The 12,681-nt window shown below is 62.1% G+C and carries 13 protein-coding genes and 2 tRNA genes; 3 read left to right on the plus strand and 12 right to left on the minus strand.

Annotated elements, in window-relative coordinates; translation table 11 throughout:
- The 5 genes from HWE17_RS16285 to hisC form a co-directional block, all read right to left on the minus strand.
- On the minus strand, positions 1-1,270 hold a 1,270-nt coding region (locus tag HWE17_RS16285), incomplete at its 3' end, for a D-amino acid dehydrogenase (protein ID WP_176389461.1).
- Between the two features lie 16 nt (positions 1,271-1,286).
- A complete protein-coding gene (locus HWE17_RS16290; RefSeq protein WP_081922749.1) occupies positions 1,287-2,351 on the minus strand; it encodes a YeiH family protein in 1,065 nt (354 codons plus the stop codon).
- A gap of 205 nt (positions 2,352-2,556) precedes the next feature.
- Positions 2,557-3,426 (minus strand): NAD(P)-dependent oxidoreductase, encoded by an 870-nt coding sequence (locus HWE17_RS16295; RefSeq protein ID WP_176389462.1) that lies wholly within the window; start codon positions 3,424-3,426, stop codon positions 2,557-2,559.
- 63 nt (positions 3,427-3,489) lie between these two features.
- Positions 3,490-3,927, minus strand: coding sequence for a GNAT family N-acetyltransferase (locus HWE17_RS16300; RefSeq protein WP_176389463.1), 438 nt, complete (start codon positions 3,925-3,927; stop codon positions 3,490-3,492).
- Between the two features lie 4 nt (positions 3,928-3,931).
- Positions 3,932-4,987 carry a histidinol-phosphate transaminase gene (gene hisC, locus HWE17_RS16305; RefSeq protein ID WP_176389464.1) on the minus strand — a complete coding sequence of 352 codons (1,056 nt, stop codon included), beginning with the start codon at positions 4,985-4,987 and terminating at the stop codon, positions 3,932-3,934.
- A gap of 191 nt (positions 4,988-5,178) precedes the next feature.
- On the opposite strand from hisC, the gene HWE17_RS16310 reads away from it, so the two are divergent.
- On the plus strand, positions 5,179-5,355 hold the full coding sequence (locus HWE17_RS16310; protein ID WP_161784216.1) for a hypothetical protein: 177 nt from the start codon (positions 5,179-5,181) through the stop codon (positions 5,353-5,355).
- A gap of 164 nt (positions 5,356-5,519) precedes the next feature.
- Here HWE17_RS16310 and HWE17_RS16315 read toward each other — a convergent pair.
- From HWE17_RS16315 to HWE17_RS16335, 5 genes are all read right to left on the minus strand, one after another.
- Positions 5,520-5,609: transfer RNA gene (locus tag HWE17_RS16315), tRNA-Ser, on the minus strand.
- A 337-nt stretch (positions 5,610-5,946) separates the two neighbouring features.
- A tRNA-Ser gene (locus HWE17_RS16320) sits at positions 5,947-6,036 on the minus strand.
- Positions 6,037-6,113: 77 nt separating this feature from the next.
- On the minus strand, positions 6,114-7,403 hold the full coding sequence (gene serS / locus HWE17_RS16325) for a serine--tRNA ligase (RefSeq protein WP_176389465.1): 1,290 nt from the start codon (positions 7,401-7,403) through the stop codon (positions 6,114-6,116).
- A 147-nt stretch (positions 7,404-7,550) separates the two neighbouring features.
- Positions 7,551-7,754 (minus strand): hypothetical protein, encoded by a 204-nt coding sequence (locus HWE17_RS16330; RefSeq protein ID WP_176389466.1) that lies wholly within the window; start codon positions 7,752-7,754, stop codon positions 7,551-7,553.
- Between the two features lie 276 nt (positions 7,755-8,030).
- Positions 8,031-9,452, minus strand: coding sequence for a PLP-dependent aminotransferase family protein (locus HWE17_RS16335; protein WP_035828921.1), 1,422 nt, complete (start codon positions 9,450-9,452; stop codon positions 8,031-8,033).
- A 180-nt stretch (positions 9,453-9,632) separates the two neighbouring features.
- Between HWE17_RS16335 and HWE17_RS16340 the strand changes: the two genes are divergently transcribed.
- Entirely contained in the window at positions 9,633-9,923 is a 291-nt protein-coding gene (locus tag HWE17_RS16340) for a DUF2917 domain-containing protein (protein WP_176389467.1), read from the plus strand.
- Positions 9,920-10,657 (plus strand): NAD(P)-dependent oxidoreductase, encoded by a 738-nt coding sequence (locus tag HWE17_RS16345; RefSeq protein ID WP_176389468.1) that lies wholly within the window; start codon positions 9,920-9,922, stop codon positions 10,655-10,657. Before HWE17_RS16340 ends, HWE17_RS16345 begins: the two co-directional genes overlap by 4 nt.
- A 2-nt stretch (positions 10,658-10,659) precedes the next feature.
- On the opposite strand, the gene HWE17_RS16350 is transcribed toward HWE17_RS16345, so the two are convergent.
- Together HWE17_RS16350 and lolA are read right to left on the minus strand one after the other, a co-directional pair.
- Positions 10,660-11,967, minus strand: a complete 1,308-nt coding sequence (locus tag HWE17_RS16350; RefSeq protein ID WP_070304040.1) for a replication-associated recombination protein A — start codon at positions 11,965-11,967, stop codon at positions 10,660-10,662.
- 73 nt (positions 11,968-12,040) lie between these two features.
- On the minus strand, positions 12,041-12,670 hold the full coding sequence (gene lolA / locus HWE17_RS16355) for an outer membrane lipoprotein chaperone LolA (protein WP_255206278.1): 630 nt from the start codon (positions 12,668-12,670) through the stop codon (positions 12,041-12,043).
- Positions 12,671-12,681: the final 11 nt, after the last annotated feature.

Consider the following 12,681-nt stretch of genomic DNA (forward strand, 5'->3'; position numbering starts at 1 on the left):
GCCTTTTCCCTTGGGTTTCCCCGCAAAACGCAAAATCAACTTCCGGCCGCCGTCCCGACACGAGGTCGGCAATCGCCCTGCCCGCGCCACAGCCCATGGTCCATCCCAGGGTGCCGTGGCCCGTGTTGAGGAAGAGCTGGCGGTAGCGCGTGGCGCCGATGTAGGGCACGTTCGAGGGTGTCAGGGGGCGCAAGCCGGCCCAGTAGACGGGGTCGCTGTAATCACAGGCATCAGGGAACAGCGCTTGCACTCTGCGCGTGATCGCGGCGCAGCGCACGGGGTTCAGTTCGCGCGTGTAGCCGTTCAGCTCGCACGTGCCGGCCACGCGCAGGCGCTCGCCCAAGCGTGAAAACACCAGCTTGTGGCCGTCGTCCGTCAGCGAGACAGTCGGCGCGCTGGCGGGGTCGCGTATCGGATAGGTAGCGGAATACCCTTTGCCCGGATACAGCATCAGCCGGATGCCCAGCGGCTGCAGCAGCGGTGCGGAAAAGCTACCCATGGCCACCACCACGGCGTCCGCGTATTCCAGGCGATGGCGGCCCTGCGCATCGATGCATTCCACGCCCGTGATGCGTGCGCCATCCGCCAGCAGCCGCGTCACCGTCGTGCCGTACTGAAAATCCACGCCGGCCTTGGCGGCGCGGGCGGCCAGCGCCGTGGTAAACAAATGCACGTCGCCCGACTCGTCGCTGGCCGTGAAGTCGCCGCCGACGATGTGCTGGCGCGCATGGGCCAGGGCTGGCTCGATGCGGATGACTTCATCGGCGCTGACGGTGTTGCGCGGGCAGCCCAGTTCGCGCAAGAGCGCGGCGCCCGACTGCGATTTATCGAACTCCTGCTGGTCCGTATAGAAATGCAATATCCCCCGCTCGAGGTGGTCATACGCGATGCCCGTTTCGCGCCGGAGGGCTTGCAGACTCTGGCGGCTGTACTCGGCCAGCGCGACGATCTGGCGCATATTGCGCGACACACGCGATGGCAGGCATTCGCGCAGATAATGCAGCGCCCACTGCCATTGCAGCGTATCGAGGCGGGGACGGAACAGCAACGGCGCATCGTCCTTGCCCAGCCAGCGCACGACCTTGCGCAGGGTGGCGGGATTGGCCCACGGCTCCGCGTGCGAAACGGAAATCTGTCCGCCGTTGCCAAAGCTGGTTTCCTGCGCGGCGCCCGCCTGGCGCTCGAGCACGCGCACGTCGTGGCCCGCCTGGCGCAAATACCAGGCCGATGCCGTGCCGACCACGCCGGCGCCGAGGACAAGGATCTTCATGGCGGGCCCGGCTCGCTTAGCGCGTCAGCAGGACGGCGATGGCGACAAAGGCGGCGATCCACACGGTTTCCATCACCAGCATGATCACGGGGCGCCAGCCCAGCGAGGCCAGCGACTGGAACGATGTTTTCACGCCCAGGGCGGCAATGGCGATGACGAGGCAGGCGCGCGAGGCATTGTTGATCCAGCCATTCACTTCCTGCGGAATCAGGCCCAGGCTGTTGGTAATGACGAGCCAGACAAAGCCGATCAGGAAGAAGGGCACGAGCGGCGGCGCGTCGACTTCGCTCTTGCCGTCCTTGCGCTTGAACATGATCGACAGACCCAGCACGACAGGCACGAGGCAGGCGACGCGCGTCAGTTTCACGAAGGTGGCCACGTCGCCCGTATGGTTGCTGACCAGGTAGCCGGCGCCCACCACTTGCGCCACATCATGAATCGTGCCGCCGATGAACACACCCGCTTCCGTCGGATCAAAGCCCAGCAGCTTGACCAGCAGCGGGTAGACGATCATGGCCAGGGTCGACAGCGACGTCACGCCCACCACCGTCAAGAGGGTGAATTTTTCGTTTTCCTTGGTTTGTGGCAGCACGGCGGAGATGGCCAGCGCGGCCGACGCGCCGCAGATGGCCACGGAGCCGCCCGACAGAATGCCTTCCGTGATGGGACGTTTCAGCCACCTGGCCAGCAGGTAGCCGAAGCCCAAGGTCGCCACCAGGCCGCCGACGACGATCAATAACGGCGTCACACCGACCGAGGCGATCTGATTGAAGGTAATACGCGCGCCCAGCAGGGCCACGCCCGTGCGCAGCAGCACCTTGCTGCAAAACTCGATGCCGGGCTTGCAGGTGGGATCGGACGCGAGGAAGTGGAAGGCCAGGCCGAAGAACAGCGCGTACAGCAGTTGCGGGCCGCCGTAATTGCTGGAAATAAAGGTGGCCGACAGGGCAATCACCAGCGCGATGGCCACGCCGGGCCAGCTGCGCAGCACGGCGCGGGGGCGCCAGATGGCAACGGCGGAAGACAGGTAGGGAATGTTCTTGTCGACAACGCGTGTTATCGCTGAGGAGTTGGTTTTCATGCGGGTCCGCTCATAATGTTTTAAAAATTGGGACATTTCATCTCGTTTTTTAATAATACACGATGAGCTAGCGAAGTCCATGCTTTTCCATGAAAATCGAAACCAGATGTTCCGGAAACTGTCGTTTTTTACTTTTCACTCCCGTAAACGACGAGCGGCGCGACCCTTTGCAGGGACGCGCCGCTCGCTACTGACGAGTTAAACTTTACTTTTTGTTCAAGCGGGTAATCAGGCTGGACGTATCAAAACGGTTGCCGCCCGCCTGCTGCACTTCGCCATAGAACTGGTCCGTCAAGGTCGTCACGGGCAAGTCGCTGCCGTTGCGCTGGGCTTCGGCGAGGCAGATGCCGAGGTCCTTGCGCATCAGGTCGACGGCGAAACCGAAGTCGAACTTGCGCTCGATCATGGTCTTGCCCCGGTTTTCCAGCTGCCACGATTGCGCCGCGCCCTTCGAGATCACGTCGACCACCAGGGCCGCGTCGAGGCCAGCGTTTTCCGCAAAGGCGATGCCTTCGCTCAAGGCTTGCACGAGGCCCGCGATGCAGATCTGGTTGACCATTTTTGTGAGCTGGCCGGAACCGGAGGCGCCCATGTAGGTGACGGCACGCGAGAACAGGGCGATGACGGGCTCGGCGCGCGCATACGCTTCCGCATCGCCACCCACCATCACGGTCAGCTTGCCGTTTTCCGCGCCCGCCTGGCCGCCGGACACGGGCGCGTCGAGGAAGAACACGCCCTTCTCTTTTGCCGCAGCATGGATGGTGCGCGCCGCTTCGGCCGAGGCCGTCGTATGGTCGATCAGGATGCTGCCCGGCGCCATGGCGGACAGCAAGCCGCCCTCTTCCAGGATGACCTGGTACAGATCATTATCGTTGCCAATGCAGGTGAAGACGAACTCGGCGCCGGCAGCGGCGGCGGCCGGCGTGGCGGCGCTGCTGCCCTTGTGCCGCTCGAGCCAGGCGGCCGCGCGGGCCGGGTTGCGGTTGTACACGGTGACGTCGTGTCCGCCCGCCGCCAGGTGACCTGCCATGGGGAAACCCATGACGCCCAAACCGATGAATGCCACTTTTGCCATATTGTCCGTCCTGTCGATGAATGAATCCGATTATTGTTGCACAAACAGTCGCCGCCGGCAGCATCAAGGTTTGGGGGCGCGCCGATAATACAGGTCGAACTCTTCCTCGCCATCGGGCACGAAGCCGTGACGCACATAGAAACGGTTCGCCTCGCTGCCGCGCAAGGCGCCCACGCGCACGCTCTTGCCAGCCGCATCGGCCTCGGCAAACACGCGCGCCAGCACGGCCGCGCCCAGGCCTTGCCGCTGGCATTCTGGCGCCAGGTAGAGGTGGTCGAGCAGTAAATGCTCCGCTTGCGGGCGCAACACATAGAAGCCGGCCAGCGCACCGCCATGGCGCAGCTGCCAGGTGCAGTCGGGGTCGAACGTGGCCAGGAAGCGCTGGCGCGCCCGCTGCGGATCATAGCGGCCGATGCGCTCCAGGCTTTCGCGCATGGCAGCCACGCGCAGGCTGGCCAGCGCCTCGCCATCGGCCAGGCTGGCAGGAACGAAGGTCAGCATGGCGTCACAGCACTTCGCGCAACGCCGCCATCAGGGCGGCACACTCGGCCGGGTTGCCGATGCTGATGCGCAAATACTGGCTGATGCGGGGAGCATTGAAGTGGCGCACGATCACAGAACGGGCGCGCAAGCCGGCCGCCAGTTGCGCCGCGTCATGCTGCGGGTGGCGGGCAAAGACAAAGTTGGCCACCGACGGCAGCACCTCGAAGCCCAGCGCCGCCAGGTCCGCCGTCAGCTGTTCGCGGCTGGCAATGACGGCCTGGCGCGTCTGCTGGAAATACGCTTCGTCGTGCAGCGAGGCCACGGCGCCAGCCAGCGCCAGCCGGTCCAGCGGATACGAATTGAAACTGTTCTTCACTCTTTCCAACGCCTCGACCAAGTCCGGATGTCCGAAGGCGCAGCCGACGCGCAAACCGGCCAGCGAGCGCGATTTCGAGAACGTCTGCACCACCAGCAAGTTTGGATAACGGTCGACCAGGGCCACGGCGCTTTCTCCGCCGAAATCCACATACGCTTCATCGACCACCACCACGGCGTCGGGATGGGCGCGCAGCAGGGTTTCCACGCCGGCCAGCGGCAAGTCGACGCCAGTCGGCGCATTGGGATTGGGGAAGATGATGGCGCCGCACGGCCCTTGGTAGTCTTGCGGGCGGATGCGCATGGCCTCGTCGAGCGCTACCGTGCGGTAATCGATGCCGTACAGCTTGCAATACACGGGATAGAAGCTGTAGCTGATGTCCGGGAACAGCAGCGGCGCATCGTGCTTGAGCAAGGCCATGAAAGCCAGCGCCAGCACTTCGTCGGAACCGTTGCCGACGAACACTTGCGCGCTGTTCAGGCCGTGGTAGTCGGCCAGGGTTTGCTTCAGCTCGCTGGCGGAAGGGTCCGGGTAGAGGCGCAGGCTGTCGTTGGCGGCGTCGCGCAGCGCGGCCAGCACTTGGGGCGATGGGCCGTAGGGGTTTTCGTTGGTGTTGAGTTTGACCAGGTTGGGCAGTTTCGGTTGCTCGCCCGGGATGTAGGGGGTCAGCTCGCTGACGATGTTGCTCCAGAATCGGCTCATTGCTTTTATTGGTGGGGTCGGGATGGGAGGGGGTAGATTACCATAGGCTGAGCGGGGTCAAGGTGGGCGGCAGCGGCGAGGGCAGATATGCAACAGCGCAATAGCCGGACCGTGCACGATACCCTCGGGACACGGTTTGACAGCGCTGAAAAAAGCGCGGAGCATGGAGTGGGCAACGAGGAGATGCGGTCATGAGCGGACGGGGCGACACACAGGAGCGGGATACGGCGGATATGAAAATGGAGCATGCCGATTACGCGACAAAAAGCGATGTGGCTGCGGCCAGATCAGCCATGATTTTATGGTGCGTGGGGACGATGATTGCCATGTCGGTCGTGGCATTTGCGGTGGCGAGGCTGGCGCACTAGCTTGTTTCGTTAGTGGCGGCGCTGACGTTCAATGCCTGAGTGGAGGAAAAAACGCCTTGCGCTGCGCGCTTTGGGCGGTTTTTCTACCTGGACTTTGAGCTGGTGGCTTGCATATGTGGTGGGTATAAAAAAAGCTCCCTTGCGGGAGCTTCTTCTATGTATTCTGGCGGAGAGGGTGGGATTCGAACCCACGGTACGATTTAACGTACGCTTGATTTCGAGTCAAGTACATTCGACCACTCTGCCACCTCTCCGTTTACTGCGGTCTATTCATTCAAACTGGCGTGCCGGTTTGAACGAGGCGCTATTTTAGCATGGGTGTTGTTGGGTTGGGTAGGGGTTTGTTGCTGATCCTGCTTTGGAAAAGCAAAAACCATTTGGGCGATTCGGAGAGGCTCGCGCGCGTGGCGTGGATTCCCGTCTTTGAATTTGCTGCCTTGGCGCACGCGTAAACCATATGGACGATTCGGGGAGCCTCGCGCGCGTACGCGCTCGTCTTCGAATCCCACGCGTACGCCCCGCAGGGGGCGTACTCCTTTCCGCCGCCACAAATAAAAAAAGCTCCCTTGCGGGAGCTTTCTCTATTTGTTCTGGCGGAGAGGGTGGGATTCGAACCCACGGTACGATTTAACGTACGCTTGATTTCGAGTCAAGTACATTCGACCACTCTGCCACCTCTCCATTTGCTGCGGTCTTTCCCCGCATTGCTGCGAGAAGGCAAGATTATAGCAGCCCGCAGCGAAAAGAAAAGGACTATTTTAAGCCGTCAAATGCGTCAGGCCGCCCATGTACGGGCGCAGCACTGGAGGTATCTCGACGCTGCCGTCTGCTTGCTGGTAGTTTTCCAGCACGGCGACCAAGGTACGGCCCACTGCCAGGCCGGAGCCGTTCAGGGTGTGCGCCAGTTCCGGCTTGCCGGCGGCGTTGCGGAAACGCGCCTGCATGCGGCGGGACTGGAAGGCTTCGCAGTTCGACAGGGACGAGATTTCGCGGTAAGTATTTTGCGCCGGCAGCCACACTTCCAGGTCGAAGGTCTTGGTGGCGCCGAAACCCATGTCGCCCGTGCACAGCGACATCACGCGGTATGGCAGGCCCAGGCGTTGCAGGATGGCTTCCGCATGCCCGACCATCTCGTCCAGCACCTGGTACGAGGTGTCCGGATGCACCACTTGCACCATTTCGACTTTATCGAACTGGTGCTGGCGGATCATGCCGCGCGTGTCGCGGCCATAGCTGCCCGCTTCCGAACGGAAGCATGGTGTGTGGGCCGTCATTTTCAGGGGCAATTGATCGAGCGCCAGGATTTCATCGCGCGCGATGTTGGTCAGCGACACTTCCGAGGTAGGGATCAGGTAGAAGGTCTCGCCCTCGCCTTCCGCGCCGCCTTTTTTCACCGAGAACAGATCAGCTTCGAATTTCGGCAGCTGGCCAGTGCCGCGCAGCGAATCGGCGTTGACCATGTACGGCGTATAGCATTCCGTGTAGCCGTGCTCGTCCACGTGGGTGTTGAGCATGAATTGCGCCAGCGCGCGGTGCAGACGGGCAATGCCGCCCTTCATGACGGAGAAGCGCGAACCGGTCAGCTTGGTGGCCACTTCGAAGTCGAGGCCCAGCGGGGCGCCCACGTCGACGTGGTCCTTGACTTCAAAGTCGAACGTGCGTGGCGTGCCGACCTTGCGCACTTCCACATTGCCCGACTCGTCCGTACCCAGGGGCGACGATTCATGCGGCAGGTTCGGCACGGCCATGATGAAATCGCTCAGCTTGGCTTGCACCACGCTCAGGGCCGTTTCATCGGCTTTCAGTTCATCGCCCAGGCCGGCCACTTGCGCCATCACGGCCGAGGTGTCTTCCCCCTTGCCTTTCAGCATGCCGATTTGCTTGGACAGCGCATTGCGCTTGCCCTGCAGCTCTTCGGTGCGCGTCTGGATCGCCTTGCGTTCGGCTTCGAGGGCGGTAAAACCTGCCACGTCGAGCTGGAATTTGCGCGTCGCCAGGCGTTCTGCGACGGTGGCGATGTCTTTACGGAGAAGTTGGATATCTATCATGGGTGGATGGCGGTGCCGATGTATCGAAAGCACTCATTGTACCAAGACCCGTTCAGTTCTTTATGAGTTTTGCACATGGCTGGCCATCGTCATGGCGGCATGGCTGGGCACTCGCGCCCGCTTTGCGGCTGCTGCTTAGTTTAGTGCTTAGATAAAGGCGGCTTTTTCGGCAGCGGTCAGGCGGCGGGCGCTGACGGTAACGACGGGCATCGTGCTGTCGGCAGCCTGGGCGATCACGGTGCTGCTGGCGCTCACTTCCACGGTATTCGCGCCGGCGGTGGCGAAGCTGGCGCCGATGGCGATGATGGCGGCGGCGACAAAGGTAAATTCCATGTTTTTCAGTGCGTTCATGATGTGACTCCTGGTTAGTTTGTTTCGTTGACTGCTGCTGGTATGGTGGTACTTTAGCCAATGGCCACGAACAACGCCACCGGCTTGCGACCAGCAGCGAAAAACAGGGAGCGAACGGTGAAAAACGGGGACTGAAGGGAAAACAAGGGAATGAACAACGCCTGACAAAACCGTAGCGAGCGGCAGTGATTTGTGGCTAAGAAGCGCAACCGTGCTAGAGCACGGTGAGCATCGCAGGCCGCAAAGCGCGCCGCGCAGTAGGTTTTGACAGGCGTTCTACAAGGCGTCCTTGACCAGACGCCCTAACCGGCTGATAGCCTGTTCGATGCGCGGCGTCCATGCATTGCCGCAATTGAGACGCAGATAATTGCCAAACTTGCCCGAGGCCGAGAACAGCTGGCCCGGCATGTATGCCACGCCGTCGGCGATGGCCGGGCCATGCAGGGCCAGCGCATCGACTTGCGGCGGCATCTGCACCCACAGCACGAAACCGCCCTGCGGCTCGGACAGCATGCAGTCCGCCGGAAAGCTGGCCGCCACGGCGTCGGACATGCGGGCGATGCGCTGCACCAGGGTGCGCCGCATCTTGCGCAGTTGCTGGTCATAGCTGCTGCCTTCCAGAAAGTCGGCCAGCACGGCCTGGAAGAAATGGCTGGTGGCGCCGCTCGACACGGTTTTCAGCAAGGCCACTTCCTGCGCGAAACGCCCGGCCAGCACGTAACCGACGCGCGACGCAGGGGTAATCGCCTTGGAAAACGAGGAGCACAGCAACACATTGCCGCTCGTATCGTAGGCTTTCACGGGCCACGGCCGCTGCGGGGCAAAGCACAGGTCGCCATAGACATCGTCTTCCACCAGCGGAATATTGAATTCCGACAGCAGCCCCGCCAGCCGCTTCTTGTTTTCTTCCGGCATGACGCAACCCAAAGGATTATTTGCGTTCGGCACGAACAGGCAGGCCTGCACGAGGCCGGCGCGCAAGGCCAGCTCCAGCGCGTCGAGCGACGGCCCCGTCTTCGGGTCAGTGGGAATTTCCAGCGCCTTCATGCCCAGGCTTTCGATCATCTGCAGCAGCACGAAATACGTGGCCGACTCGATGGCGATGGTGTCGCCCGGCCTGGCGACGGCGCGCAAACACAGACTGATCGCTTCCGTGCAGGAATTCGTCACGACGATCTCGTGCGGATCGAGCTTGCCCCAGTCCAGCGCGCGGCGCGTCACCTGGCGCAAGAAATTGCCTTCGCTGACGTCGTAGCAGCTGACCTTGCTCAATAAAGCGGGCTCACGCCGCGCCACGGCGCTGATGGTGCGCTGCATGCGCTTGATCGGCAGGATCTCGTCGGGCGGCCAGGCCGTGCCCAGCTGCACGATATTCGCCGTCTCGTTGTCCTTCAGCACGCGCATCAACAGATTGTTGATGCCGACAAAGGCCGGCTCCTTCAAGTGCTGCGCGTCCGCGCTGCACGGGCGGCGCGGCGCGCGGTGGCGCACGAAATAGCCGGACTGGGGCCGCGCATCGACTTGCCCCCGGTCTTCCATCAGGCGCAAGGCTTGCATCACGGTGCTGATGGAGATGCGCTTTTGCTGCGCCAGGTGGCGGATCGACGGCAGGCGGTCGCCGGGCGCGAACACGCGCGAGTCGATCAGCGCGCCCAGCTCGTTGGCCAGGTGCTCGTACAGATTCAAATGCGCGCTCATGTTCATCCCTTCAGTATGCGGCTGCCGCGCGGCGCAGGCACAGATACAGTTGCCGAGTTTTTTGACAAGCACAGTGTACGGCAAGGGGTACTGTATGCATCACAATTTCGTTTTCCTGCATCTGTCATGGTTCGTCGCAAGGGCATAAGCTGTTCCTGTCAGCACAACAGGAGCGATGCCATGCATACCGACCATGAATTACGCAGCGAACAGCCCTTGCGTCTGGAAAAGGCGCACGCCAGTGTCATCGAATGCCTGTCCGGCACGGCGTGGATCACGGCCTACGCCCAGTTCGAGGATTGCGTGCTGCGCAGCGGCGAACGCTATACGATACCAAATGACGGCCTGGTGCTCGTCGAAGCCGTGGGCAGCGGACACATCCGCGTGCATGGCACAGCCGCACCCCGGCCCGCCCTGCTGCGCTGGCTGAACCTGGCACTGCCTCACACACTGAATACAAGGAATACATGAGCCAAGAACCACTGCGCGTCCTCGTCACGGGCGCCGCCGGCGTTATCGGCACCGCTTTCTGGAAGCGCCGGCACGGGGAATTCTCCCTGCGCCTGGCCGACCTGCACACAGGCAAGCTGGCCGAAGCGCCCTGCCCATCCATCGAGCTCGACGTCAGCGACTACAGCGCCTGCCTGGCCGCCTGTGCCAATATCGATGTGGTGCTGCACCTGGCCGGCGTGCCGCACGCCAGCGCCGATTTCGATGCACAATTGCTGCAGCCGAATATCGTCGGCACGCACAACATCTTCCGCGCGGCGCAGGCGCAAGGCGTGAAAAGAGTGGTGTTTGCCAGCAGCGCGCAAGCCATCGAAGGCTATCCGCTGGACGTGCAAGTGCAGGAAAACATGCCGGCCCGGCCCGCAAATATGTATGGCGCCAGCAAGGCCTTCGGTGAAGGCGTCGCTTCCGCCTTCGCCCACCAGCATGGCATGACGGCGATCGCCGTGCGCATCGCCAACGTGGCCAACTTTGCGCCAGGCCAGGAGCACAGCGCACGCGACATCGCCGCCTTCATCAGCGAGCGCGACGTGGTGCAGTTGCTGGCCCGCTGCATCGTGGCGGATGTGCCGGCCGGCTACCATGTCGTGCATGGCGTGTCGGACAACCGCTACAAGCGGCTAGCCATCGAAGCGACGCGCCGGCTGGTCGGCTACGCGCCGCAGGATGACGGTTTTAGCTTGCTGGGACTGTAGCCTCAGCCCTTCCCTGCTTTCCTGTCCAGCTCGCGCAGCCAGGCCAATTTATCGGCAATTTTACTTTCCAGGCCGCGCGGCACGGGCTGGTACCAGCCCGGTTCGGCCATGCCGTCCGGGAAGTAGGTTTCGCCAGCCGCATACGCATCGGGCTCGTCGTGCGCGTAGCGGTAGGCGTGACCGTAGCCCAGTTCCTTCATCAGCTTCGTCGGCGCATTGCGCAAATGCACGGGCACTTCCTTGGATTTATCCTTCTTGACAAACGCCATGGCCGTATTGAAGGCGTTATAGCCGGCATTGCTTTTCGCGGCAATCGCCAGGTAGATGACGGCCTGGCCCAGCGCCAGCTCGCCTTCGGGCGAACCGAGCCGCTCATATGTTTCCGCTGCGTCATTGACCATGGTCAATGCACGCGGGTCGGCCAGGCCGATGTCTTCCCAGGCCATGCGCACGATGCGCCGCGACAGATAGCGCGGGTCGGCGCCGCCGTCGATCATGCGGCAAAACCAGTACAGGGCCGCATCGGGATTCGATCCCCGCACGGATTTATGCAGCGCGGAAATCTGGTCATAGAAATTGTCGCCGCCCTTGTCGAAGCGGCGCGAATTCAAGGTGAGCGCATTGTCGACGAAGGCCGCGTCGATTTTGGTCGTGCCCGTCGAGCTGGCGGCCGTCTCGGCCTGTTCCAGCAAATTCAGGAAGCGGCGCGCATCGCCGTCCGCGTAGCCGATCAGGGTATCGGCGGCCGCCTCGTCAAAGGTCAGGTGCGTCAGGGCCGTGGATTGCGCCTTGGCCAGCAACTGCTTCATCTCGTCTTCGTTGAGCGACTTTAATACATACACTTGCGCGCGCGACAGCAGCGCCGAGTTCACTTCGAAACTGGGGTTTTCCGTCGTCGCGCCGATGAAGGTCACCAGGCCCGATTCGACGAAGGGCAGCAAGGCGTCCTGCTGCGATTTATTAAACCTGTGGATCTCGTCGACAAATAATAAAGTGTGCTTGCCGAACTGGTCCAGGCTGTGGCGCGCCTGGTCCATGGCTGCGCGGATATCTTTTACACCCGCAAACACGGCGGACAAGGCGATGAATTCGCTGTCGAACGCGTTCGCCATCAGGCGCGCCAGAGTCGTCTTGCCCACGCCGGGCGGCCCCCACAAGATCATCGAGTGTGCCTTGCCCGCCTCGAACGCGAGGCGCAGCGGCTTGCCCACGCCCAGCAGATGCGTTTGGCCGATGACTTCGTTCAGGGTGGCTGGCCGCAAGGCTTCGGCCAGCGGCTGGCGTGGTGCGGTGGAAAAGAGATCCGCCATAATGAGTTACCTAATAAGAATGCAAAAGCCCCGCATCGCTGCGAGGCCGGCTCATACGCAAGGCGCGACAGTCTTAATTATTAATGACGTCAGCGCCCTTGGGCATGACAAATTTAAAGTGATTAGCCGAAAGCGCCGGATTTTTCTGGAAATTCTTGAACGCCAGCACCGACGTCTGACCGAACGAATCGCGCAATTCCATCGCTTCCGGCACGCCGTTGCGCAGGCCGATGGTGATTTCATCAAACGTTGTGTCCTTGGCTTTCGGCGTCGCTTTCAGCCATTCCAGGCCATCGCGCATGCCCGCTTCAGCCAGGGTGAAATTCTTTTCCAGGTCGTTGCTGCCGAACAAGATGGCCGCTGGCGAGGAACCGAGCGCGTCGCCCAGTTTCTTGACCGTTACCTGGCTCAAGTCCTTGTCATAGATATACAGCTTGTCGCCATCGGCTTGCAGCAGCTGCTCGTACGGTTTCAGATACGTCCAGATGAACTTGCCTGGACGGGCAAACTCGAACGTGCCACTGGCCGGTGTCGACACTTTCGACTTGCCGCTGGCGTCTGCCTTCTTGACCTGGCGCTGCACGAACTCGCCCTTGGCCGACTTGGTGCCAGCCGCAAAGCTCTTGAACTGTTCCAGTGCGCTGGCCGAGGCACTGGCCGCGAACAGCAGGCCGCAGGCAACGCTGGCCGCGCCGATCATCATTTTTGCTGCGA

This window comes from Janthinobacterium sp. BJB401 (assembly GCF_013372745.1).
Taxonomy (GTDB): Bacteria; Pseudomonadota; Gammaproteobacteria; order Burkholderiales; family Burkholderiaceae_D; genus Janthinobacterium; species Janthinobacterium rivuli.